The organism is Bradyrhizobium sp. I71 (assembly GCF_022354745.1).
Classification (GTDB): domain Bacteria; phylum Pseudomonadota; class Alphaproteobacteria; order Rhizobiales; family Xanthobacteraceae; genus Bradyrhizobium; species Bradyrhizobium liaoningense.
Genome location: NZ_CP059398.1, coordinates 14,171 through 37,568 on the forward strand (window position 1 = coordinate 14,171; position 23,398 = coordinate 37,568).

Consider the following 23,398-nt stretch of genomic DNA (forward strand, 5'->3'; position numbering starts at 1 on the left):
AACCCCAACGCCGGTCTGGAGATTCCCCAAGTTCAGGCCGCTTGTAGCCAATTTCGCCGACGGCGCAAACGGCCGAAAGCGCCGTGATTTCAATTTCATTCCAGGACGTTGCTGATCAGCAACGCCACAAAAAAGCCTCTATCAGGAAGCGGCCATCCGCAGGATGTCGTTGTAGGTCGCAAACACCATCAACATCAGGACCAAGCCCAGTCCGATTCGGAACCCCATCTCTTGGGTTCGCTCGGACAAGGGCCGGCCACGGACCACCTCGGCCGCATAGAACATCAGGTGGCCGCCATCGAGCAGCGGGATCGGGAACAGGTTCAGCAGGCCGATCGAAACCGACAGCACCGCGCAGAGATTGATGACGAACTGGAACCCGGCGCTGGCCGCCTGCCCCGACATCTTCGCGATTCCCAGGACGCCGCTGACCTCGTTCGGATTGCCCTGTCCGACGAACAGCGAGCCCAGGAACTTGAAGGTGCTGGTGATGATGAACCAGACCTGCTCGACCCCGATCTTGAGCGCTTCACCGACGCCGACCGGCGCGGTCGAGGCCTCCCCGGCCTGCGACTTGTGCTCGATACCGAGCACGCCGAGACGATGGCTGTTGCCGAACGGATCCTTGCGCTCCAGCAGCGCCGGGGTCGCGGTCAGGGAGACGATGGCGCCGTCGCGCTTTACCTGGAACGCAAGCGCCGAACCTGCGTTCATCGCAACGATTCGCTGCATGTCGGCAAAGCTCTCGATCGGCTTGCCGTCGATCTGGATGACGACGTCCCCGACCTTGAAGCCGGCCGCAGCCGCCGCGCCATCGGCGACGACGCCGTCGACGCGCGCGATCGTGCTCGGCTTGCCGTAATAGAGGGCCATGCCGGCAAAGATCAGCGCGCCCAGGATGAAATTCGCGATCGGTCCGGCCGCGACGATGGCCGCGCGCGGGCCGACCTTCTTGTGGTGGAAGCTGCCGGCGCGCTCCTCGGCCGTCATCGCCGCGAGCGTCTGTGACGACGGTGTCGAGGCCTCGCTCTCGTCGCCGAAGAACTTGACGTAGCCGCCGAGCGGGATTGCCGAGATCTTCCAGCGGGTGCCATGCCGGTCGTTGAAACCGACCAGCTCAGGTCCGAAACCGAGCGAGAAGGTCAGCACGCGAACACCCGCCCAGCGCGCGACCAGGAAATGGCCAAGCTCGTGGAAGAACACGACGATGGTCAGGACGAACAGGAAGGGAATTGCGTAACCGAGGAGCCCATGGCTCAACGTATTGAAACTATGGACGAAAAAGTCGATCATCGATTTCCCTCACCCAGCGCCGCAAGGCCCTGGCACCGAACCAACTAGGATGCCTTTAAGGCAATTTGAGGCAATAGGGCGGCAGCCCTATTTCGCGCAACATGGTCAACGGAAATTGCATCGTCGGCGGACGTCAGGGGTGCCTGGTTCCCACCCTTGATCCAATCGTCAAGGGTCGCCTCGACCAGCCGGGCAATCGCGCCGAACCGGATCTTGCCGGCGATGAAGGCGGCGACCGCGACCTCGTTGGCGGCGTTGTAGACGGTGGTCGCCCCCTTCCCGGTCCGGAGCGAATCGTAGGCCAGCCGAAGCCCGGGGAAGCGCTCGAAGTCCGGCGCTTCGAAGGTCAGCTGGCCGATCTTGGCGAGGTCCAGCCTGGCCGCCGGCCCCTTGATGCGATCGGGCCAGCCGAGGCAATGCGCGATCGGCGTTCGCATGTCGGGCGCGCCGAGCTGGGCCACGACGGAGCAGTCGGAGAACTCGACCATGCCGTGAATGATCGACTGCGGATGAACGAGGACGTCGATCTCGTCGGGCGCGAGCGCGAACAGATAGGACGCCTCGATCACTTCGAGCCCCTTGTTCATCATCGAGGCGGAATCGATCGTGATCTTCTGGCCCATGCTCCAGTTCGGATGCTTCAGCGCCTGCTCGAGCGTGGCCTGCTCGATGTCGGCGGGCTTCCAGGTCCGGAACGGACCTCCCGAGGCCGTGATGATGACGCGGACCAGCTCGTCGCGATTGCCTGAGCTCAGCGCCTGGAACAGCGCATTGTGCTCGGAATCGGCCGGCAGGATGCAGGCGCCCGCCTTTGCCGCGCGCTGCATGAAGAAATCGCCGGCGCAGACCAGACATTCCTTGTTGGCGAGCGCGACATGGGCACCGCGATCAACCGCCGCCAGCGCCGGCTTCAGTCCGGCAGCACCGCTCACGGCCGCCATCACCCAGTCGGCCGGACGCGCGCCGGCCTCGATGACCGCGCTCTCGCCGGCGCCGCATTCGGTGCCAGTGCCCGCCAGCGCGGCCTTGAGCTCGGCGAGCTTGGAGGTGTCGGCGATCGCGACATAGCGCGCGGAGAACTCCCTGGCGAGCTTGGCCAGCGCCGCGACATTGCCGTTCGCCGTCAACGCCTCGACACGATAGCGCTCGGGCGAGGCGCGCAGCAGGTCCATCGTGCTGTCGCCGATCGAGCCGGTGGCGCCGAGAACCGTGACGCTGCGGACGTCGGACGCCGCAAGCCTGTTGTTACGCAATGGGACCGCGCTCATATCCTCACCAAACCATAAGACCGCTTCCGGCGCTATGCACACCATGGCGGAGAAAGCCGATAATCCATGCCGCCAGGATGGCGGCGACGAAACCGTCCAGGCGGTCCATAAGCCCGCCATGGCCGGGAATTAAGTGACTGGAATCCTTGACTCCGAAGCGCCGTTTCACTGCGGATTCGAAGAGATCGCCGAGTTGCGATACCACCGACAGGACGGCGCTGACGAGCAGCAGTGGAACCACCTTTCCGATCCCGCAGGCGGCAAAGCCGGCCGCAACCGCAAGGCTCGCCGCAAAGCCGCCGAGCGCTCCGGACCAGGTCTTTTTCGGGCTCACGCGCGGCCACAGCTTCGGCCCGCCGATGCTGCGGCCGGCAAAATAGCCGCCGATGTCGGTCGCCCACACCACGAGGAGCACGAACATCAGCGCGGCGAAACCGTTGACGAGATCCTGCCGCACCAGGATCGAAGCCAGCAGCGCCGCCGACGCATAGGCAAACCCGGTCGCCGCCCAGACGAACTTCCTCCGCGCAATCAGCGTCACGATCGCGCCGCCGATGAAGCCGCTGATGACGGCCGTCTTGAGGGCGCCGAAGGCCGTGCAAAATCCGACGATGGCAATGACGATCGTCCCCGCGCCCGTCAGCGCGACCGAGCTCGCGCCCACCACCATCAGCCATTCGGCGAACAGTCCGATCGAGACCAGGGTAACGAGAAGTGCCCAGAGCCAGCCGCCGGCATAGGCGAGCGCAATGGCGAGCGGCGCCAGCACCAGCCCTGCGAGGACTCGCAGCACGAGATTGCTCTGGGCGGGCTGAGAGCCCGCCGGTGCGGCGTCCGGTTCGCTCACGAGGCGGTTTTCGCGACCAGGCCGCCGAAACGGCGTTCGCGCCTGGCAAATTCGGCAATCGCGCTCTCCAGCGCCGCCTTGTCGAAGTCGGGCCAGTGGATCGGCACGAACACGAGCTCGCTATAGGCGGCCTGCCACATCAGGAAGTTGGACAGGCGCTGCTCCCCGCTGGTGCGGATGATGAGATCGGGATCTGGAATGTCGGGCGCGTCGAGATGCGCCCCGAGCGTCTCGGCGTCGATCGTGGCTGGATCCCGCTTGCCCTCCGCGACCTCGCGGGCGAGCTTCTGCGCCGCTTTCGCGATCTCCTGCCGCGAGCCGTAATTGAAGGCGACCACGAGCGTCAGGCGCGTGTTGTCGCGGGTCAGCTCCTCGGCCTCGTTGAGGAGCCCGCAGATGTCGCTCTCGAGCCCCTCGCGCTCGCCGATGATGCGAACCTTGACGCCGTCGCGATGCAGGCTCGCCAGATCGTTGCGGATGAAACGCCGCAGCAGGCCGAACAGGTCGCCGATCTCGCTCGCCGGGCGCGACCAGTTCTCCGACGAGAACGAGAAGATGGTGAGATAGCGAATGCCGAGCTCGTGCGAGGCGCGCACCACGCGCCGCAGCGCGTCCACACCGCGGCGATGCCCTTCCGCACGCGGCAGGCCGCGCGCGGCCGCCCAACGCCCGTTGCCATCCATGATGATGGCGACGTGCGCAGGCGCCTCGGACCGGTCGGGCCCTTCGGTTGCTGGCGCGGCGGCGTTGGACATTATGGCGGCCTCAAAGCATGATCCGGAAAAGTGCGAAGCGGTTTTCCGAAAAGATCATGCGCAAACAATAACCTAAAGCGCGATGACCATTCATCGCGCTTTAGACGGTGAGGATTTCTTTTTCCTTGGCGGCCAGCAACTGGTCGATCTCGGCGATGGTACCGTCGGTCGCCTTCTGCACCTCGTCGGCGTGACGCTTCTGATCGTCCTCCGACATCTCGTGATTCTTCTCGAGCTTCTTGAGCACGTCGAGACCGTCGCGGCGGACATGGCGCGCGGCGACCTTGGCGGCTTCGGCGTATTTATGCGCGACCTTCACCAGCTCCTTGCGCCGCTCCTCGTTGAGCTCGGGGATGCGCAGGCGCAGCACCTGGCCCTCGGTCGCGGGCGACAGGCCGAGATTGGAATCGACGATCGCCTTCTCCACCGCCTTGACCATCGACTTGTCCCAGACCTGCACCGAGATCAGCCGCGGCTCCGGCACGCTGACGGTGGCAAGCTGGTTCAGCGGCATGTGACTGCCATAGGCCTCGACCTGAACCGGATCGAGCATCGAGGCGGAGGCGCGGCCGGTGCGCAGGCCGCCGAGTTCATGCTTGAGGGACTGGACGGCGCCCTGCATGCGGCGCTTCACTTCGTTGAGGTCGAAATTACCCGTGGCCATCACGTTTCTCCTTCAAAATCCCGGCGACCGCTCCGCGCCCTTCCCTCGGGGCACGCAAGACGAGCCGTCAGCCGGCGACGATGGTTCCGTGGCCGACGCCACGCAGAATCGCGCCGATCGACCCCGGCTCCGCGATCGAGAATACGATGATAGGCAGCGATGTCTCGCGGGCAAGCGCGAAGGCGGTCGCATCCATCACCTTGTAGCCGCCCTCGATCGCCTGTGAATGCGTCAGACGGTCGAACCGCGTGGCGGTCGGATCCGTCTTCGGGTCGGCCGAGTAGACGCCGTCGACATTGGTCGCCTTCAGGACCGCCTGCGCCCCGATCTCGGCGGCACGGAGCACCGCGGTCGTGTCGGTGGTGAAGAACGGGTTGCCCGTCCCGCCGCCAAGCAGCACGATCCGGCCCTCGGCCAGGTATTTGTGTGCCGCAGTGCGGGTAAACAGCTCGGAAATCTCTGGCATGACGAAGGCCGACAGCGTCCGCGCCGGCGTGCCCTTGCGCTCGATCGCCGCTTCCAGCGCGAGGCAGTTCATCATGGTGGCGAGCATGCCCATGGTGTCGCCGGTTGTGCGCGACACCCCGCGGGAGGAGACCTCCACGCCGCGGACCATGTTGCCGCCGCCGATCACGACCGCGACCTCGGTGCCGAGATGGCGGGCCGCGATCAGATCGTCCACAACCCGGTCGACGGTCGGTTGATCGATGCCAAAGCCTTGCTGTCCCGCGAGATATTCGCCGGACAGCTTGATCACGACGCGACGGTAGACCGGATCAGTCATGAGCACCTTCCTTGTCCGGGCGCCGCTTCCGGCGGCACGCCGGAAGGAACGTTCCGGCGCTTACTTCTTGCCGCTGGCCGCGGCGACCTCGGCCGCGAAGTCGCTTTCCTGCTTCTCGATTCCCTCGCCGAGAGCATAGCGCACAAAGCCCGCGATCTTCACAGCGCCGCCGACCTTGCCCTCGGCCTCCTTCACCGCCTGCGCCACCGACTTGCCGGTGTCGTGGATGAAGGCCTGCTCGAGCAGGCAGACTTCCTTGTAGTAGGTCTTGAGGCCGGACTCGACGATCTTCTCGATCACGTTCTCGGGCTTGCCCTGCTGGCGATATTTGTCGGCGAGCACGTCCTTCTCGCGCTTGACGACCGCCGGATCGAGGCCGGACGGATCGAGCGCCAGCGGGTTGGCGGCGGCGACATGCATCGCGATCTGGCGGCCGAGCGCCGCAAGCTCGTCGGCCTTGCCCGGCGATTCCAGCGCCACGATCACGCCCATCTTGCCGGCGCCGTCGATGACGGCCCCATGGACATAGTGCGACACCACACCCTGACTCACTTCGAGCTGGGCGGCGCGACGCAGCGTCATGTTCTCGCCGATGGTAGCGATCGCATCATTGATGGCGGTTTCGATCGTGACGTCGCCGACCTTGGCGGCCTTGATCTTCTCGACGTCGGCGCCGACGTCGAAGGCGACCTGGGCGATCATCTTGACGAGGCCCTGGAACTGGCCGTTGCGCGCGACGAAGTCGGTCTCGGAATTCACCTCGACCACGACGCCCTTGGTGCCCTTGGTGAGCGCGCCGATCAGGCCCTCGGCCGCGACCCGGCCCGACTTCTTGGCAGCCTTGGACAGACCCTTCTTGCGAAGCCAGTCCTGCGCCGCTTCCATGTTGCCGTCGTTCTCGGTCAGCGCGGCCTTGCAGTCCATCATGCCTGCGCCGGTCGACTCGCGCAGATCCTTGACCATCGCCGCTGTGATCGTTGCCATTGTTGAAATCCTTTGTGCCTGCCGGTTTGCCGCAGCGTGGCATCGTAGCGCCCCGCCGCGCGCCATCTCAGCAATTTGCGTCAACTGAAATGGTGGCCGGATCCTATCCGGCCAACCCATCGTCTTTTTGACTATTCCGCTTCTGCGGTCAGCGCCTTGGCCTTGGCCACCCAGGCGTCCGCGCGGCTCGGCAGACCGACCTCTTCGCCGATCGTGTGCGCGGTGTCGTGGTCGAGCTCGGCGAGCTGCCAATAGTGGAAGATGCCGAGGTCGTTGAACTTCTTCTCGATCGCGCCCGACACGCCCGGGAGCTTCTTGAGGTCATCGGCGGTGCCGCGGGGACCCGCAAGGCCCTGGAAACCGCTCGACGAGGGCGTCGGCAGCTCCTCGGCGACCGGCTGAGCCGCGCCGCCGATGTCGATACCCGAATCGCCCTGGGCGCGCGAGATGCCGTCGATCGCCGCACGCGCGATGAGATCACAGTACAGCGAAATGGCGCGGCCAGCGTCGTCATTGCCCGGCACCACATAGGTGATGCCCTTGGGGTCCGAATTGGTGTCGACGATTGCGGCAACCGGGATGTTGAGGCGCTGGGCCTCCTGGATCGCGATGTCTTCCTTGTTGGTGTCGATCACGAAGATCAGGTCGGGCAGACCGCCCATGTCCTTGATGCCGCCGAGCGAACGGTCGAGCTTGTCGCGCTCGCGCTGAAGCGTCAGGCGCTCCTTCTTCGTGTAGGAATTGGCTTCGCCGCCTGAGAGCACGTCGTCGAGATGACGCAGGCGCTTGATCGAGGCCGAGATCGTCTTCCAGTTGGTCAGCGTGCCGCCGAGCCAGCGCGAATTGACGAAATACTGCGCGCAGCGCTTGGCTGCGTCCGCGACGCCGTCCTGCGCCTGGCGCTTGGTGCCGACGAACAGGATGCGGCCGCCCTTGGCCACCGTGTCGCTGACGGCCTGAAGGGCCTGGTGCAGCATCGGCACGGTCTGCGCGAGATCGACGATGTGGATGTTGTTGCGGGTGCCGAAAATGAACGGAGCCATTTTCGGATTCCAGCGGTGAGACTGGTGACCAAAGTGCACGCCAGCTTCGAGCAGCTGACGCATGGTGAAATCGGGTAGCGCCATCGTTCTAATTCTCCGGTTGGTTCCTCCGGAAACGTGTGAGCAAAACGGAGCGTTCTCGCCCCGGCTGCCACCGGACGGCCTTGTGAGCCATGTTTCCGTGTGAGATGGCGCGCTATATAGCGCCATTTCGGCCAGAAGCAAGGAAATAAGGGGCCATCCGGGACGCCCGCAAGCTCCCTGTCACGTCCCGACGTCCCTGCCCTTCAGCCTCCTAGCACTTGGGCTGGCCGGGCGGACAGGCCTTTGGTGGCGGGCCGGCCGGCCGTGCCGGCGGAGGCGGCGCGGCACGCGGCGGCGCGGCCGCCATGGGAGGCGGTGCAGGCCGCGCGACCGGAGGTGGCGGCGGCGCGGGCCGTGCCATCGGAGGTGGAGGTGGTGCAGGACGCGCCATCGCTGGCGGAGGCGGCGCCGGTCGAGCAACGGGCGGCGGTGGCGCCGGTCGGGCCACGGCTGCGGGCGGAGGAGCCGCGCGCGGTGGTGGGGGCGGCGCGACTCGCGGCGGAGGCGGCGGCGTCGGCTTCGCCAGGGCCTGAGGATGCGGTGGCGGTGCGGCAGGCCTGGCGGCCGGCGGCGAGGGCCGGTGATCCTGAACTCCGGACGGCCCCCGCGCCGCCACTGGCGGCGGTGGCGGTGCCGCGGGTTTGACCGTGGGCGGGACGACCGGCTTGCCGGGGGACGCGCTCGGCGGCGGCAAAGCGCCCGACTGGGACCCGGCCGGCCTGCCGCGCAGGTCAGCCGCAGGTGGCGTCGTCGGCCCCGGCGGCTTGGGCAGGCCTGCGGACGGCGGCGTCGAGCTTCCGGGAGCCGGTGGGTGGTTGGGCGCCGTAGCGGTTGCCGCGTTCGGCGGTGCCGGCGGGACGTTGCCGGTGGGCGTCGTGGCGGCAGCGGGTCTGCCATGAGGCGGAGCAGCGCCGGGCGCGCCCCCTGCCCCGGCCGGAGGCGGTCCACCCGGAGTTCCGGGCACCGGCAGCGTGTTGGCCTGCGGCAGCCTGGTGGCCGCCGGTGCTTGAGGTGTCGCAGCAGGAATGTTGCCGGCGGGGGCCGTCGCGCCCGGACTGGGCGTGCCGCTCGGCCTGACGGCGCCGGGCGCCGTGCCCGCCGGGGGACCGCCAGGAGTTCCCGGCAGGGTATTGGGTGCCGGCAAGGTATTGGCTTGGGGCAGCTTGGCCGCAGCCGGCGGCTGCGCCGTCGTGGCAGGCGCGACATTGGCTGGAGCCGGAGCCGGTGCCGCGATACCCGGTCTCACCGTTGGCTGGATCGTCGCGCTCGGCGGCATCGGCGCCTTGCCCTGCTGGATCAACGCGGCGCGCTGCACGACTGCCTGCGGCACGGCGGCACCTGCCGGCGTGGCGCGGCCGGCAACCGCCGGGCCCAGATTGCCCGGACCGGGCGCCGGCCCCGCGGCCGGCGGCGGCGCCGGCGGGCGGTTGATCACGGTGTTGATGACCGTGGTGTTGTGGATGTTCTGAAAGATGATGTTGTTCGGCGGCGGCGCGACATAGACCGGCGGCCGGACGAACACCGGGATCGGCACGAACACCGGCTGCGGCAGGACGAACAGGCCGACCACGGCCAGCGGCGGCGCCAGCACCACGAAATCCGGCGGCGGCGGCGGCAGATAATAGACCGGCGGCGGCGGTGGCGGCGCGAAGCCGAAATCGGGATCGCTGAAATACAGCACCGGACGGTCGACATAGATGACCTCCTCCGGCGGCGGTGGCGGCACGTCGTAGTCCAGCATCGTGAAAGTCGGCGGCGGCTCGAGCGGCGCAGTCAGGATCGCGAGCCTGCGCCGGGCATCGCCTGCATGTGGCCCGCGCGGATAGCGGCGCAGATACGACCAATAGGCGTCCGGCGTATCGGCGCGATAGGTTCGCCGCCAGGTGATCGCCTCGCGGCGCGCCGCCACGATCGCCATGACGCGCTTTGCAAGCGGGTCATTCGGATAGGCCGCGAGAAACTCCTCATAGGCCGCCAGCGTGTCGCGCTCGAGCGCGGCGGCATAGGCATCCTGCACGCCGAGATCGCGGATCGGCTTGTTGCGGATCGCGGCGACCTGGTCGGGCGTGGTCTCCGGCGGCGGCGCGTCGGGCCCACGCTCGAAGAACGAGAATTGTGCCGATATCTTCTGCTCGTTCCAGGGCACCTGCGCGCCCTTGGAGGCCTCGTTGACGCGCAAGCGCACGCGGTCGAACACCTCGGGCAGCGGCAGGCCGCCGGTGCGGATCATCTCGGCGAGCGACTGGGCATAGATGCCGTAAGGCCCCGGCTCCTCCGGCGCCACCGTGCCGGGCGCGGCGTTGAAGGCGATCAGCATGTTCGCCTCGGGCTCGACCAGCGCCAGGCCGCTCGCGATCGGCTGACCGCCCTCGATGAAGGGCTGCGCGCGCGCCGCGTCGAGCACGACGATGCCGGCCTTGAGCGGAATGGACGCGAGCTGGCGCGCATAGTCGCTGATGCGCAGGGCCTCGGTCGGTATGTCGGTGTCGCGGGTGATGTTGGAATCGACCGGGATGAAATAGTTCTCGCCGGCAAGCTGCACGCCGTAGCCGGCGAGATAGATCATCGCGACGGTGCCCGGGCCCGAAGCCTGGGCCTTCTGGATGAAATCGCGCAGGCTCTTGCGCAGCGTGTCGCCGTCGAGATCGCGCGCGCCGACCACGTCGAAGCCCGCCGCCTGCAGCGTCTGCGCGATCAGGCCGGCATCGTTGGCCGTCGTCGCCAGCGGCGATTTGGCGTAGGCGCCGTTGCCGACCACCAGCGCGAGGCGCTTTTCCGGCTGCTGGGCGCGCGCCGGTTCCGGTACGCCCGCGGCGAGCGCCAGGATCGGCAGCAGAAGGCAGATGAAAGCTCTGAGCGTCCCACGCATGGCTTGCTCGCCCGCTATTGTTGTCGATATCCGGCACGCATGAGGCGCGCAGCCGGCTGAACGGCGGTTGAACGAAAGGCTTGGACGACGAAAAGCTTGGATTGAGGCGGTGGCATGGCCGCCCCATCGCCGGCGTCAGCCCCGCTGCGGCGATATCACGACGCGTCCTCTTGCCGGCGGTTCACTCAACGGGCGAGAATCGACCGGCCCCGGATTCTTGTATCCCGGCGTCATCGCGAAGGTGATTGCTGCTTGTCGACCTTGCGGCCGGCCTCCGGAGGAAGAGGCGCGACCGCCAGGCCTCGATGCTCGGGTGGGCTCAGCCCTGCGCGAGCAACTCGACGCTTCCTGTGCTCAGCCGATAGATACCGCCGACCACCTTGAGCTTGCCCTGCTCGACCGCCGCGTTGAGGATCGGAGCGGCCGATTTCAGCTTGGCGACGTTGTCGAGGACATTCTGGCGAATGGCGTTGTCGAGCGCATTCCCGCTCTGCTGGGCCGCCGTCTTCACCGCCGGCGCGATCGCGGAGACCAGCGTGGGGATGTGCCCCGGCAGCGGCTTGTCGTCCTTCAGCGACTTGATGGTCGCGTCGACCGCGCCGCAATTGTCGTGGCCGAGCACCAGGATCAGGGGCGTTCCGAGCACTGCGACGGTGTATTCCATGCTCGCAACGGTCTCATCGCCAGCGAAATTGCCGGCGACGCGGCACACGAACAGGTCTCCGCGTCCACTGTCGAAGGCATATTCGGGCGCGATGCGAGAATCGGCGCAGCTCAGAACGGCCGCGTAGGGATTCTGGCCGCCGACCAATGCCTCGCGCTCATGCTTGAAGTCGTGGCGGCGCGACACGCCCGACACGTAGCGCGCATTGCCTTCCATCAGCCGCTTCAGCGCCGCATCGGGCGACAGCACGTTCTGCGGTTTCGGCGGCGCCTTTTTCTCCTTGGCGAAGGCGGCCCCGCCGAACGCCGACGCTGCAAGCGCCGACGTGGCAAGGAGCATCATGGAGCGCCGGGAGGGAGCAACAGGTTGATGCAGATTTTCGGAGCATTTGTCGCACATGGTTGTTGTCCTTCCAGGTTTCTCGTCAAACGAGATCGTCGAGCCGACAACTGATAGCTGCGCTCGAGCGACTTCGAAACCACACGCGGGCCAAATAGTTAAGCTTTGGTTTGCGGCGGTGCCGGCGACCTCAGAGCTGCTGCACGTCCACCACGCCCGCGACCGCCTTGATCGCGCCGGCGATCTGCGGCGAGACCTTGAAGCGGCCGGGCAGCTTCATCTCGACCTCGGTCTCGAGGTCGAGCATCAGCACCAGCGAGACCTCGCCGTCGCCGTTGGAGCGCGACGCAAGCGCGGGACTCCCGACTTTCGGCGCGCCGCCGTTCGAGGCCGCCATGTCGGGCCCGGCAAGGCGCTTGGCGATCGAATCCAGCGGCTTGGTGTCGCGCAGGAAGATGCGCAGGCCCTTCTGCGTCTTGGCCGCGGCGTCATCGAGCGGCTCGGCATGCAGCACGCGGGCGCGCACGTCCTCGCCCTGAAGCTCGGCGCCCAGTTGCAGCAGCACGGCCGCGCCCGGCTCCAGCACGTCGCGATATTGCGCGAGGCCTTCGGAGAACAGCACCGCCTCGAAATGGCCGGTCGGATCCGACAGGCCCATGATGCCCATCTTGTTGCCGGTCTTGGTGCGCCGCTCCATGCGCGAGACCACGGTCGCGGCGACCTTGCCGGCGGTGGCGCCGGTCTTCACCGCGCGCGAGAATTCGGCCCAGCTCTGCACCCGCAGCCGCTTCAGCACGGTCGCGTAGTCGTCGAGCGGATGTCCCGACAGGAAGAAGCCGATCGCGTCGTATTCGCGGCGCAGCCGCTCGGCCGGCAGCCACGGCTCGACCTGCGGCAGCATGATGGTCGGCGCGTCGGCCGCGCTGCCGAACATGTCGTTCTGGCCGATGGTCGCGGCCTCGTGCGCGCGCTGGCACGCGGCGAGGATCGAGTCGGCACCGGCAAAGACGCGCGCCCGGTTCGGCTCCAGCGTATCGAAGGCGCCGGCGGCGGCGAGACTTTCGATGATGCGCTTGTTGATCGCGCGCGGCGAGACCCGGGCGGCGAAATCGGCGAGCGAGGTGAACAGGCCGCCTCTGGTCCGCTCCGCGATGATCTGCTCGATCGCCTGGATGCCGACGCCCTTGAGCGCTGCGAGCGCATAGTAGATGGTCTTCTCGCCGACCTCGAAGGTCGCGCCTGACCGGTTGATGTTGGGCGGCTCGACCTTGATGCCGAGACGCTGCGCTTCGGAGCGGAATTCGGAAAGCTTGTCGGTGTTGTTGAGATCGAGCGTCATCGACGCCGCGATGAACTCCACCGGATAATGCGCCTTCATGTAGGCGGTGTGGTAGGACACCAGCGCGTAAGCCGCCGCGTGGCTCTTGTTGAAGCCGTAGTCGGCAAACTTCGCCAGGAGTTCGAAGATGGTCTCGGCCTGCCCCTTCGGCACGCCGTTCTTCACCGCGCCCGCGACGAAGATGTCGCGCTGCTTGTCCATCTCGGCGCGGATCTTCTTGCCCATGGCGCGGCGCAGGAGGTCGGCGTCGCCGAGCGAATAGCCGGACATCACCTGCGCGATCTGCATCACCTGTTCCTGGTAGATGATGACGCCGAACGTCTCCTTGAGGATCGGCTCCAGCACGGGATGCAGATATTCCGGCTCCTCGTCGCCGTGCTTGCGCGCGCAGTAGGTCGGGATGTTCGCCATCGGGCCCGGTCGATAGAGCGCGACCAGCGCGATGATGTCCTCGAAACGGTCCGGGCGCATGTCGATCAGCGCTCGCCGCATGCCCTGGCTTTCAACCTGGAACACGCCGACGACGTCGCCACGGGCCAGCATCTGGTAGCTCTCGGCATCGTCGATCGGCAGCGTGGCGAGATCGACATCGATGCCGCGCGGCTTGAGCAGCTTCACCGCGACGTCGAGGACCGTGAGCGTCTTCAAGCCGAGGAAGTCGAACTTCACGAGCCCCGCAGGCTCGACCCATTTCATGTTGAACTGGGTCACCGGCATGTCGGATTTGGGATCGCGGTAGAGCGGCACGAGCTCGCTCAACGGACGATCGCCGATCACGATGCCGGCCGCATGGGTCGAGGCGTGGCGCGTCAGGCCTTCGAGGCGCTGCGCGATGTCGAAGGCGCGCGCCACCACCGGGTCTTCGTCGCGAAACGCCTGGAGCTTCGGCTCGCTCTCGATCGCGGCGGCCAGCGTCACCGGGGCAGCGGGATTCTGCGGCACCAGTTTCGTGAGCTTGTCGACCTGGCCATAGGGCATCTGCAGGACGCGGCCGACGTCGCGCAGCACGCCGCGCGCCTGCAGCGTACCGAAGGTGATGATCTGCGCGACCTGGTCGCGGCCGTAGCGCTGCTGCACGTACTGGATCACCTCGCCACGGCGGTCCTGGCAGAAGTCGATGTCGAAGTCCGGCATCGAGACGCGTTCGGGATTGAGGAAGCGCTCGAACAGCAGGCCGAACTTGATCGGATCGAGGTCGGTGATCGTCAGCGCCCACGCGACCAGCGAGCCGGCGCCGGAGCCGCGGCCCGGCCCGACCGGAATCCCTTGCGACTTCGCCCATTTGATGAAGTCGGAGACGATCAGGAAGTAGCCCGCATATTTCATGCGCATGATGACGTCGAGCTCGAAGGCGAGCCGCTTGGCGTAGGTCTCTTCCGTCGTGCCCTGCGACAGGCCGTGCACGCGGAGGCGGTTGGCGAGCCCCTCCTCCGCCTGGCGCTTCAACTCGGCGGCCTCCACCGCAGCCGCATCCGAGCTCGACGCGGCGCCGACGGTGAAGAACGGCAGGATCGGCTTGCGCGTCATCGGCCGGAACGAGCAGCGCTCGGCGATCTCCACCGTCGAGGCCAACGCCTCCGGAATGTCGGCGAACAGCACCGCCATCTCGGCGCGCGTCTTGAAGCGATGATCCGGCGTGAGCTGCTCGCGCTCGGTCTCGGCGATCAGCCGCCCGCCCGCGATGCAGAGGAGCGCGTCATGGGCTTCGTAATCGTCGGTCGCGGCGAAATACGGCTCGTTGGTCGCAACCAGCGGCAGTCCCTTGGCGTAGGCGATGTCGATCAAGCCGCTTTCGACGCGCCGCTCCTTCTCGGTGTTGTGGCGCTGTAATTCGACGTAGAGGCGGTCGCCGAACAGGCCGGCCAGACGCTCGCAGCGCTGCGCGGCGAGCTCGGCGTGACCGCCGGCGAGCGCCAGCGAGATCGGCCCGTCCGGTCCGCCCGTCAGCGCGATCAGGCCTTCGGTCTCGCCCTCGAGCCAATCGAACCTGATGAAGGGAGCATGGCTGTCCGGTGATTCCAGGAACGCGCGCGAGTTCAGCCGCATCAGGCTGCGATAGCCGCGCTCCTGCGCTCCCAGCAGCACCACCCGCGACGGCCCCATCGCGTTGCGCGCATTCGGATCCTGGTCGCCGAAATCGATGGCCAGCTCGCAGCCGACGATCGGCTGGATGCCGGAACTCGCCATCTTGTCGGAGAACTCCAGCGCACCGAACAGATTGTCGGTGTCGGTCAGCGCCAGCGCGGGCTGGTGGTCCTTCTTCGCAAGCTCGGCGAGCTTGGCGATCTTGATCGAGCCCTTGAGCAGCGAATAGGCCGAGTGAACGTGAAGGTGAACGAATCCGGCGCTCGGCATGGTCGCGTGACGGCCTCTTGCAGATGAAATGGAGCGGTCGCCGACGCCGGGAGATGTCAGGCAGATCAAACGAGGATCCTGCACCGCCCGGGCGACTCGCCTCGCAATGGTGGGGCGTCACTGCTCCAGAGTCCACGCCGGAGCGGCCGATCGGCCGAGTCGTCCCGCTTTTCCCCAAGCGGCAGCAGCACGCTCACCGGCCTAGAGCTGCGGAATCACCTGCGCCCAGATCGCGATCATCCCGACGAACAGCGTGATCGACGCCAGTGCGGCGGCTTCTTCCACGAAAACCCTGAACATGGCCTGCTCCCTTGTTGGAACGTATGAAGAACATTGTTCTCATTTTGTTCTTTAGAGTCAAGCAGTCCGAGATTTCGCCAAGCGGGATGGTTAACTCGCTGAATGCAAACAACAAAAAGCCCCGGCCGAAGCCGGGGCTTTCGTCAGCCGCTCGCGTTGAGCGATCTGTCTTAGTAGCGGGCCAGCAGCGGGCCGCCGAACTTGTAGTTCAGGCGGACGAGGCCCATGTCGACGTCCTGCTTGATGCGGTCGACTGCACCACTGGCGAAGGTGACATTCTGGTCGCCGAGGAAGATGTGGTTGTACTCGACGCCGACTGTCCAGTTCGGAGCGAAACCGAACTCCAGGCCTGCGCCAACCGTGCCGCCCCAGCGGGTCTCGTCCGCGTTGTCGAGGTTTGCACCCGTGGCAACGCTGTAGACGTCGTACTTGTTGCTGACAACAGCCGCACCACCCTTCACGTAGAGCAGGACGTTGTTCCAGGCATAGCCAACCTGACCGGTGATGAGCCCAAATGCGTCCATCTTGGTCCGGTTACGATTGCCGGGGGCGATCAGGCTGATGTTGTCGCCCGAGAAGTCGGCCCAGTTGCCCTGGCCTTCCACACCGAAAACGAACTGGCCGGTCTGCCAGCGATAGCCGATCTGGCCACCGACCGTGCCGCCGGTCGAGTTGTGCGAACCTTCAGGACCGAAGTTGACGAGGTCCCACGACGTATCCGCCGAACCGCCACCGCCGTTGACGCCGATGTAGAAGCCGCTCCAGTCGTAAACGGCAGCGATCGCCGCCGGCGGAGCTTTGGTGTAGGGCCGCGCCGCGAGGTCAGCAGCCATCGCCGGTGCAGCCGCGCTGAGCGCGACGAGGCTGACAGCGGCAAGCAACAAACTCTTCTTCATTTGATTCCCGTTCCAGTTTCTTCAGTAGGCCCCCGGGCCGTGCGCAACGTCTTAGCAGTGGACGACGGAATTGCTGTAACCGCGACGCAACAGTTTGGTCGAAAGGACCTCGCTCGTTAACGAATGTTTATCAGCAGGTGTGCGGAAACCCTATGAAACAAGTGTTTTCACGAGTTCCAATGTCGACTACAGGACATAAACTGCAGGTGCGTGTAGCAGCGTCGCGCGCACTTTCGCGTGATTGGAGAATCGAAATGCGCGGTCGAGTTCCCTTGCCTATTGTCGCCACATTTTCGCTCGCATTCGTCACATTTGCATTCGCATCGGGTGCAGGCACACCGGCGCACGCATTCGGCAAAAATCATCCATTCTGCCTCACCGGTGATGAATGGCCGGGACTGAGCAATTGCAGGTTCGACACCTACGCGCAGTGTCAGGAGAGCGCATCCGGTCGCGCGCTGACCTGCATCGCCAATCCGTATTTCGTCGGACAGAGCGACGATCCATACGCGTATCAAAATCGTCCGCGCGCACAGACGCCGGGCTACTTCCTGCCGCGCTGAGATGCGCCGCGCCCACCTCGCGCTCATCGCGGTCGCCCAGCTCTCGGCCGGCGGACTTGCGCATGCACAGACCTACGATCCGAGCTATCCGGTCTGCATGCAGATCTACGGTCCCGTCGGCTATTTCGACTGCCGCTACGCATCGCTTGCGCAGTGCCGCTATCTCGCGGTCGGGCGCTCCGCGAGTTGCGTGGTGAATCCGTATTTTCCGCCGAGCAAACCGACACCCCCTCACCGCCCGAGACGCCCCGCCGCTCGCGCCGGATGATCAGAACCGTTCGGCTGATGCCAGGCATCCCGTGACGGAGCCCGTTGCATCCCCTCAGCTCTGCCAGGGCGTGCTGCGGATGCGCGTGCACGCGTTCGGCTTGCGGAAGCCCGGATCGTGATCTTCGATGTAATCGAAGTTGACCGTCCCGAACGTCGTCTGCGGTTTCTTCAGCGCTGAGCAGGTCTGCACCTTCAGGAACTCGTTCTTGAAGTCGCCGCGCGGGAACGCGGAGATCACCTGGTCGCGCTGCTCGGGCGTGTACTCGTCATATCCGATGCCCACGACGTCGACCAGGACGCCTGCGTTGGTGAGCGCGATCTCCGGTCTCATATATTGCGGAATGCCGGGGGTGGTGTGTAGCGCGATCGCTTCCCACACCAGGTCGGCTTGCGGCTCGGCAATGCCGCGCGCCCGCAGAAAGTCGCGCGCGGCGTCGGCGCCGTCGACCTCAAACCGCTTGGTCTCGGTGTGGTAGTGATCGACGAGACCGAGGTCGTGAAACAGCGCCGCGACATATAGCAGCTCGGGATCGAACTTCAGCTTCTGACGCAGCCCCTTGATCGCGCCGAACACGTAGACGCGAACCGAATGGTTGAACAACATCTCGCCTTCGTAGCTGCGCACGAGCTCGGCAGCCTCGCGCGCCAATTGACTGTCGGGAATTTTGACGCCGGAGATCACGCTCGTCATTTTCAGGCTCCTGCTTTCTGTTTCGGCTGATGCCATTCGCCGTCAGGGGCACTCTCGAGCACGGCCTGCGGCGTTTTCCGGAAGCTGATCGACATGCGATTGTACGCATTCATCAGGCTGATCGCGATCGTGAGATCGACGAGCTCGCGCTCATTGAAGACCTTGCGGGCGGCTCGAAAGGCATCATCCGGAACATTGGTCTCGGCGACGCGGGTGACCGTCTCGGCCCATGCGAGGGCGGCGCGCTCGCGTTCGTCGAAGAGATTGCCGGCCTCCGCCCACGCCTGGACCAGCGCGAGCTTTTCGGTCTTCACGCCGGCCTTGAGCAGGTCGCGCATATGCATGTCGAGGCAATAGGCGCAGTTGTTGATCTGCGACACGCGGAGATAGACCAGGGTGACCAGCGTCGCGGGAAGCCCGCTCTGCATGACGTAGCCGTAGACACCACCCAGCGCCTTCGCGCCGGCTGGTGCAACGTGGTTGTAGTCGAGACGTTCACTCATCTGCTTGCTCCTTGATGATCGGAGGGATGAACACTCCCCGTTACCCCTTAGGTGTCCCTGCTCTGGTCCACGAAAAAGTACCAAGAACGCGCAAAAATCATGTACCAAGCAGGCATGACCAAGCCGCTGCGCCTAGAGCTGGATCGATCTGCGAAGACGCCGTTGGCCGAGCAGATCCACAGGGGAATCAGGGCCGCCATCGAGAGCGGCGTGCTCGCCCCGGGCGCGCGCCTGCCCTCCTGGCAGGATCTGGCCGCCCAGCTCGGCGTCGCGCGCGGCACCGTGCGGGTCGCATACGAAAAGCTCTCATCCGCCCAACTGATCGTCGCAAGGCGCGCGACTGGAACACATGTCGCGGACCGGCCACGCTTTCCGGTGCGGCGGGACAAGGCCCCGGCCCCAGGCTCGTTCATGGAGATGTACCAGGAGCTCACGGCCGGGCCGGCGATCTTCCAGATGGGCGTTCCTGCGCAGGAGACCCTTCCTGCGACGTTGCTGGCGCGGATACGCGCGCAGGCGGTCCGCATCGAGATGAGCGCACCGGCGATCTATCCTGATCCACGCGGTGAGCCGGCGTTGCGGCGCGAAATCGCGGCCTACCTTGCGCTGGCGCGCGGGATCGAATGCGCGCCCTCCCAGATCATCATCACCGGCGGTTTCAGCGGCGGCCTCGGCCTGACGCTCCGCGTCCTCGGCCTCGAGCAGAAGAAGGCCTGGATGGAGGATCCGGGCTTTCCCTTCACGCAGCACGGCCTCAAGCTCGCGCGAACATCGATCGTGCCGATCCCCGTTGACGCCGACGGCATCGATGTCGATCTCGGCCTGAAGCATGCTCCTGATGCGGCACTGGTGGTCGTGACGCCAGGGCAGCAGGCGCCGCTCGGAGCGACATTGTCGCTGGCGAGACGCTCACGCCTGCTCGACTGGGCCACGCAAAGCAAGGCGTGGGTGATCGAGGATGACTATCTGAGCGAGCTTCAGCTCAAGGGCCGGGCGACACCGGCGCTCGCCTCGCTCGACCGCGCCGGCCGCGTCATCTACATCGGCTCTTTCAGCAAGACCGTGACTCCTGCGCTGCGACTGGGCTTTGTGGTTGCACCCGCCGCTCTGGCGGCGCGATTTGCCGAAGTTGCGGCGTGCCTCGCACCTGCGCCTGGACCTGCGGTGCAGCTCGCGCTGGCCGATTTCATCAGCGACGGCCATTATCTGCGGCATCTTCGGCGCACGAAACGGGTCTACGCAGCACAAGCCGATGGCTTGCTGAAATACCTGCGCCCGCGCACTGCCAACGTTACGATTGCCGGATTGGCGGCGGTCCTGCGGTTGCCGGAGGGAGCACCCGATCTGGCCATCGCCAGGGAAGCGGCACCGCTTGGCCTCGCGCCTACGCCGCTATCGCTCTGGTTTGCGTCGAAGGACACAGCGCGCCCAGGACTGTTGCTCGGTGTCGCAATGTCTCCTCCTAAGAAGATCGAGGCGTCCTGCGATCGGCTCCTTCAGATCATCGATCGACTGACGTGATCAACACGCGTCGGTATACCCCTCAAAGGTCCTCTTGCGAGAGCCGGGACAAGCCCGTCTGTGAAAACGACATGCAAGCGTGATGGACTGAAGCTTGATTGCTACCTGGAAGCCGGCGTGCTTCGAATCGAAAGGCGCATGACACGATGTGCTCAACACTCGTCGAGCAGACTGCGAATTTTGGCAGCGAGGTCTTCGATCGCAAAGGGCTTCGACAACAGATGCTTGCCGGCGTCGAGCATGCCGTTGTGAACGATCGCATTGCGCGTGTAGCCGGTGGTAAACAACACCTTCAGGCCGGGATGTCGCTTCGACAATTGTGCCGCGAGTTCAGCGCCGGTCATCTCGGGCATGACGACATCCGTAAACAGCAGATCCGGAACGCTGCCGTTTTCGATCGTCCTGATCGCCTCCATGGCGCTCGCAGCTTCGATGACGGTATAGCCGAGCTCGCGCAGGCTTTCGGATGAGATGCTGCGGACACGCTCGTCGTCTTCCACGACGAGAATCGTCTCGTTCTGATGGCTTGCGCCGGGATGGATGATCCCGCGCGACGAGTCCGGGATTGCCTCCTCGCCGATGAACCGTGGAAGGTAGATCTTCACGGTCGTGCCAACGTCGACTTCCGAGTAGATTTTGACATGGCCGCCCGATTGCCGCACGAAGCCGTAGACCTGACTAAGTCCAAGGCCGGTGCCCTTGCCCACGACCTTGGTCGTGAAAAACGGATCGAAGACCTTTCCCAGCATGTCCGCCGGAATTCCCGTGCCGTTGTCCGTGACGGCAATGAGAACATACTGCCCGGGCGCCAGGGCGTATTCGCGGGCATATTTTCGATCTATCGACGCGTTGCTGGTTTCGATCGTCAGCCTGCCGCCCTTCGGCATCGCGTCGCGCGCATTCACCGCGAGATTGATGACCGCGCTTTCCAGCTGGGCGGGGTCGGCTTTGACGCGCCAGAGACCAGCAGCGAGGACCGTTTCGAGGTGGACCAGCTCGCCAAGCGATCGCTCGAGCAACTCGCTCATCTCGCCGACCATCCTGTTGATGTCCAGGACCTCCGGCGCAAGAGGCTGCTGACGCGAGAACGCGAGCAGCCTTTGCGTCAAGGTGGCCGCACGGTTTGCGCCGTCGATGGCACCTTCGAGGAATCGGTCAACGTTGACCTCGCCCTTGCTGAGCCGCCGCTTTGCAAGATTCAGGCTGCCCAGTATCACGGCCAGCATATTGTTGAAGTCGTGGGCGATGCCTCCTGTCAATTGCCCGACGGCTTCCATCTTCTGCGATTGCCGCAATTGCTCCTCGGCCTTCATGCGCTCGCCGATCTCATCGGCGACACGTTGCTCCAGCTCGGCATTGAGCGCCTCGAGCTTGGTCAAGAGCCGGGCGTTGTCGATGGCCGTGGCGGCATGACCGGCAATGCCGAGCAATGCGGCCTCATGCTCTTCGTGGAATTTGCCCACCTCCGCATGACCCAGGAAGAGCCCGCCGAGCACTTCGCCGCTTCGCGAGATCACGGGGACCGCCAGGTAGGAGCGGACCGGAAGATGGCCCTCGGGCATGCCTTTCCGCGGCTCATTCCTGCCATAGCGCGGGTCCTGCAGAACGTCGTCCGACCTCACCACGCCCGTGCCCCTGAACGTCGGCTCGAACATGGCGGTGTTGCGCGGCATTGGGAAGTTTTCGAAAGCCGACCGAGGCACGCCGGATAGCGAATACAGCATGTAGCTGTCGCCGCCCGCTGCCAGGACGTTGTAGAAGAAGGCTCCGAATTGGGCGCCCGTCAGCTCGACGCCGGCATCCGTCACGATCTGAACGATCTTCTCGAGATCGCGTTCGCGGGCAACCGATGCCCCTGTATCGTTGAGTATCCTGAGATGACGTTCCGTTTTCTTCTGCGCGGAGATATCCAGCACGGTCCCAATGAAGCGGGTAGCCTGGCCGTTGGAAAAAATCGCGCGACCAGTTGCGGCGATCCAGCGCTCGACGCCGTCCTCGATACCGACGGTCCGGTATTCGATGTTGTAGCTTGGCGGAGAATGAGGCTTCAGGGCGGCCGATACAGCCTCATGGGCGCGCTGCCGGTCCTCAGGATGAATGCCCCTCAGGAATGATCCTTCATAGCTGACATCGGCGTCAGGTGGGAGGCCGAACACCTCCTTGCAGCGGCTGTCCCATCGGAGAATGTCGTTGAGCGGATCGTAGTCCCAGGTGCCGATGCCGGCCGCCTTGTTGGCGAGGACCAGCCGTTCGGCAGATTCCCGGGCTGCCTGCTCCGATCGGACGCGCTCGATGTGCGCCCATGATCGCTCCGTCACCTCGGTGAGCAAGGCAAGCTCTCGCGCCGTCCAGAGATGCGGGCCCCGGTGATGTATCGCCATCAAGGCCGTCAGCCGCCCTTCCTTCACCAAGGGCATGCAAATGGTCGAACCTATGCCGATGCGCTGGAAAGCGGCGGCTTCCTCCGGCGCGATCTCCTCCCGATTGTCGTTGATGACAAGGGGCCTGCCGGCGCTCAGCTCTCGCACCGCCTTCTCACCGAAGTCGGCAAGGCTATAGTGCCCCAGGATGTGCATCGCACCGGGCGCTGCCCAGTCCCCGCGTATGGTGAAGCCGTCCTGATCAGGATCCATGTCGGCATAGGCGCAGTTCGAGACGCGGAGATGCTCACCGACCATCCTCGTCGTCACCGCCATCACGCCATCGGCATCGCGGACCTTGGCCGTCTCCTTGTTGAGGGCGTCCAGGAAGAGCAGCCGGGCTTCGTTCTCGCGCACGGCCGTTTCCGCACGGCGGCGTTCGACCGCGGTGCGCGTGCGCTCGGCAACATCGCGGATGAGGTCCAGCTCTGCAGGGCTCCATTCGCGCGGCGCGGCATTGTTGAGGTACAACAGCGCCACAACCCCGTCGGGCTCGGAGATCGGCATGTTGACGAGTGCGCGTGCCGAGATCGCCTCGAGAGCACGGGCGCGGTCGCCGACGCGAGGGTCTTTTTCGGCATCGGCGCAGACGACCGTTTCGCCCCGCTTCAGGTCTTCGATATAGCTGCCATAGTCGCGAAAGCGCAGCACGCCGGCCAGGCTCGAGATCCCGGGAGCGTTCCAGTCGCGAGCGATCGTGATGGTTTCGGCGGAGGTATCGACGGTGCCGTAACCTGCCCGGCTGACATTGAGGCTGCGGCCAAGCAGTTCAGCCGCGGCATAGGCGAGATCGTCGGGGTTGCCGATTTCTCGAATGTAGTCGCCGAGGGTGGCTAAGACGGCATTTCGGTCGGCCGAGAGCAGCCCGGTCGCTGTCGTCATCGGTCTTCCCCGGACACTTCCCTGCCTCCACTCGATAGGCTGATGAAACGGTATTCCGCGTTGC

At 65.5% G+C, this 23,398-nt stretch carries 18 protein-coding genes; 3 read left to right on the plus strand and 15 right to left on the minus strand.

What is annotated here, in order from left to right; genetic code table 11:
• Nucleotides 1–141: 141 nt before the first annotated feature.
• From rseP to FJV43_RS00125, 12 genes are all read right to left on the minus strand, one after another.
• Nucleotides 142–1,293 carry an RIP metalloprotease RseP gene (gene rseP / locus FJV43_RS00070; RefSeq protein WP_061879513.1) on the minus strand — a complete coding sequence of 384 codons (1,152 nt, stop codon included), beginning with the start codon at nt 1,291–1,293 and terminating at the stop codon, nt 142–144.
• 44 nt (nt 1,294–1,337) lie between these two features.
• On the minus strand, nt 1,338–2,561 hold the full coding sequence (gene dxr, locus FJV43_RS00075) for a 1-deoxy-D-xylulose-5-phosphate reductoisomerase (RefSeq protein WP_239623819.1): 1,224 nt from the start codon (nt 2,559–2,561) through the stop codon (nt 1,338–1,340).
• Between the two features lie 4 nt (nt 2,562–2,565).
• Nucleotides 2,566–3,408, minus strand: coding sequence for a phosphatidate cytidylyltransferase (locus tag FJV43_RS00080; RefSeq protein ID WP_239623820.1), 843 nt, complete (start codon nt 3,406–3,408; stop codon nt 2,566–2,568).
• On the minus strand, nt 3,405–4,163 hold the full coding sequence (locus FJV43_RS00085) for an isoprenyl transferase (RefSeq protein ID WP_028177636.1): 759 nt from the start codon (nt 4,161–4,163) through the stop codon (nt 3,405–3,407). The genes FJV43_RS00080 and FJV43_RS00085 overlap by 4 nt, the downstream gene beginning before the upstream one ends.
• Nucleotides 4,164–4,263: 100 nt before the next feature.
• Nucleotides 4,264–4,827 (minus strand): ribosome recycling factor, encoded by a 564-nt coding sequence (frr, locus tag FJV43_RS00090; protein ID WP_027575609.1) that lies wholly within the window; start codon nt 4,825–4,827, stop codon nt 4,264–4,266.
• A gap of 67 nt (nt 4,828–4,894) precedes the next feature.
• Entirely contained in the window at nt 4,895–5,611 is a 717-nt protein-coding gene (gene pyrH / locus FJV43_RS00095; protein WP_061879549.1) for a UMP kinase, read from the minus strand.
• A gap of 60 nt (nt 5,612–5,671) precedes the next feature.
• Nucleotides 5,672–6,595, minus strand: a complete 924-nt coding sequence (tsf, locus tag FJV43_RS00100; RefSeq protein WP_131868196.1) for a translation elongation factor Ts — start codon at nt 6,593–6,595, stop codon at nt 5,672–5,674.
• 131 nt (nt 6,596–6,726) lie between these two features.
• A complete protein-coding gene (locus FJV43_RS00105; RefSeq protein ID WP_239623821.1) occupies nt 6,727–7,722 on the minus strand; it encodes a 30S ribosomal protein S2 in 996 nt (331 codons plus the stop codon).
• A gap of 211 nt (nt 7,723–7,933) precedes the next feature.
• Nucleotides 7,934–10,591: a caspase domain-containing protein gene (locus FJV43_RS00110; RefSeq protein ID WP_239623822.1), complete on the minus strand. Its 2,658-nt coding sequence runs from the start codon at nt 10,589–10,591 to the stop codon at nt 7,934–7,936.
• Between the two features lie 319 nt (nt 10,592–10,910).
• Nucleotides 10,911–11,654, minus strand: coding sequence for a carbonic anhydrase (locus FJV43_RS00115; protein ID WP_239623823.1), 744 nt, complete (start codon nt 11,652–11,654; stop codon nt 10,911–10,913).
• A 130-nt stretch (nt 11,655–11,784) separates the two neighbouring features.
• A complete protein-coding gene (dnaE, locus tag FJV43_RS00120) occupies nt 11,785–15,288 on the minus strand; it encodes a DNA polymerase III subunit alpha (protein WP_239623824.1) in 3,504 nt (1,167 codons plus the stop codon).
• Between the two features lie 470 nt (nt 15,289–15,758).
• Nucleotides 15,759–16,484, minus strand: coding sequence for an outer membrane beta-barrel protein (locus tag FJV43_RS00125; protein ID WP_028177643.1), 726 nt, complete (start codon nt 16,482–16,484; stop codon nt 15,759–15,761).
• Between the two features lie 254 nt (nt 16,485–16,738).
• Between FJV43_RS00125 and FJV43_RS00130 the strand changes: the two genes are divergently transcribed.
• Together FJV43_RS00130 and FJV43_RS00135 are read left to right on the plus strand one after the other, a co-directional pair.
• A complete protein-coding gene (locus FJV43_RS00130; protein WP_239629789.1) occupies nt 16,739–17,047 on the plus strand; it encodes a DUF3551 domain-containing protein in 309 nt (102 codons plus the stop codon).
• 1 nt (nt 17,048) lies between these two features.
• The gene (locus FJV43_RS00135) at nt 17,049–17,315 is read left to right on the plus strand and encodes a DUF3551 domain-containing protein (protein WP_239623825.1); all 267 of its coding nucleotides are present in this window, start codon (nt 17,049–17,051) and stop codon (nt 17,313–17,315) included.
• Between the two features lie 54 nt (nt 17,316–17,369).
• On the opposite strand, the gene FJV43_RS00140 is transcribed toward FJV43_RS00135, so the two are convergent.
• Nucleotides 17,370–18,008 (minus strand): HD domain-containing protein, encoded by a 639-nt coding sequence (locus FJV43_RS00140; RefSeq protein ID WP_197966849.1) that lies wholly within the window; start codon nt 18,006–18,008, stop codon nt 17,370–17,372.
• Nucleotides 18,009–18,010: 2 nt separating this feature from the next.
• On the minus strand, nt 18,011–18,511 hold the full coding sequence (locus FJV43_RS00145) for a carboxymuconolactone decarboxylase family protein (RefSeq protein ID WP_239623826.1): 501 nt from the start codon (nt 18,509–18,511) through the stop codon (nt 18,011–18,013).
• 114 nt (nt 18,512–18,625) lie between these two features.
• On the opposite strand from FJV43_RS00145, the gene FJV43_RS00150 reads away from it, so the two are divergent.
• Nucleotides 18,626–20,032 (plus strand): PLP-dependent aminotransferase family protein, encoded by a 1,407-nt coding sequence (locus FJV43_RS00150; protein WP_239629791.1) that lies wholly within the window; start codon nt 18,626–18,628, stop codon nt 20,030–20,032.
• A gap of 152 nt (nt 20,033–20,184) precedes the next feature.
• On the opposite strand, the gene FJV43_RS00155 is transcribed toward FJV43_RS00150, so the two are convergent.
• On the minus strand, nt 20,185–23,334 hold the full coding sequence (locus tag FJV43_RS00155) for a GAF domain-containing protein (RefSeq protein ID WP_239623827.1): 3,150 nt from the start codon (nt 23,332–23,334) through the stop codon (nt 20,185–20,187).
• Nucleotides 23,335–23,398: the final 64 nt, after the last annotated feature.

What these genes read in the sequence shown, in the direction of transcription:
- rseP (WP_061879513.1), bottom strand. Translation starts at nt 1,293, where the DNA reads ATGATCGACTTTTTCGTCCATAGTTTCAATACGTTGAGCCATGGGCTC.
- dxr (WP_239623819.1), bottom strand. Translation starts at nt 2,561, where the DNA reads ATGAGCGCGGTCCCATTGCGTAACAACAGGCTTGCGGCGTCCGACGTC.
- FJV43_RS00085 (WP_028177636.1), bottom strand. Translation starts at nt 4,163, where the DNA reads ATGTCCAACGCCGCCGCGCCAGCAACCGAAGGGCCCGACCGGTCCGAG.
- frr (WP_027575609.1), bottom strand. Translation starts at nt 4,827, where the DNA reads ATGGCCACGGGTAATTTCGACCTCAACGAAGTGAAGCGCCGCATGCAG.
- pyrH (WP_061879549.1), bottom strand. Translation starts at nt 5,611, where the DNA reads ATGACTGATCCGGTCTACCGTCGCGTCGTGATCAAGCTGTCCGGCGAA.
- tsf (WP_131868196.1), bottom strand. Translation starts at nt 6,595, where the DNA reads ATGGCAACGATCACAGCGGCGATGGTCAAGGATCTGCGCGAGTCGACC.
- FJV43_RS00105 (WP_239623821.1), bottom strand. Translation starts at nt 7,722, where the DNA reads ATGGCGCTACCCGATTTCACCATGCGTCAGCTGCTCGAAGCTGGCGTG.
- FJV43_RS00110 (WP_239623822.1), bottom strand. Translation starts at nt 10,591, where the DNA reads ATGCGTGGGACGCTCAGAGCTTTCATCTGCCTTCTGCTGCCGATCCTG.
- FJV43_RS00115 (WP_239623823.1), bottom strand. Translation starts at nt 11,654, where the DNA reads ATGTGCGACAAATGCTCCGAAAATCTGCATCAACCTGTTGCTCCCTCC.
- dnaE (WP_239623824.1), bottom strand. Translation starts at nt 15,288, where the DNA reads ATGCCGAGCGCCGGATTCGTTCACCTTCACGTTCACTCGGCCTATTCG.
- FJV43_RS00125 (WP_028177643.1), bottom strand. Translation starts at nt 16,484, where the DNA reads ATGAAGAAGAGTTTGTTGCTTGCCGCTGTCAGCCTCGTCGCGCTCAGC.
- FJV43_RS00130 (WP_239629789.1), top strand. Translation starts at nt 16,739, where the DNA reads ATGCGCGGTCGAGTTCCCTTGCCTATTGTCGCCACATTTTCGCTCGCA.
- FJV43_RS00135 (WP_239623825.1), top strand. Translation starts at nt 17,049, where the DNA reads ATGCGCCGCGCCCACCTCGCGCTCATCGCGGTCGCCCAGCTCTCGGCC.
- FJV43_RS00140 (WP_197966849.1), bottom strand. Translation starts at nt 18,008, where the DNA reads ATGACGAGCGTGATCTCCGGCGTCAAAATTCCCGACAGTCAATTGGCG.
- FJV43_RS00145 (WP_239623826.1), bottom strand. Translation starts at nt 18,511, where the DNA reads ATGAGTGAACGTCTCGACTACAACCACGTTGCACCAGCCGGCGCGAAG.
- FJV43_RS00150 (WP_239629791.1), top strand. Translation starts at nt 18,626, where the DNA reads ATGACCAAGCCGCTGCGCCTAGAGCTGGATCGATCTGCGAAGACGCCG.
- FJV43_RS00155 (WP_239623827.1), bottom strand. Translation starts at nt 23,334, where the DNA reads ATGACGACAGCGACCGGGCTGCTCTCGGCCGACCGAAATGCCGTCTTA.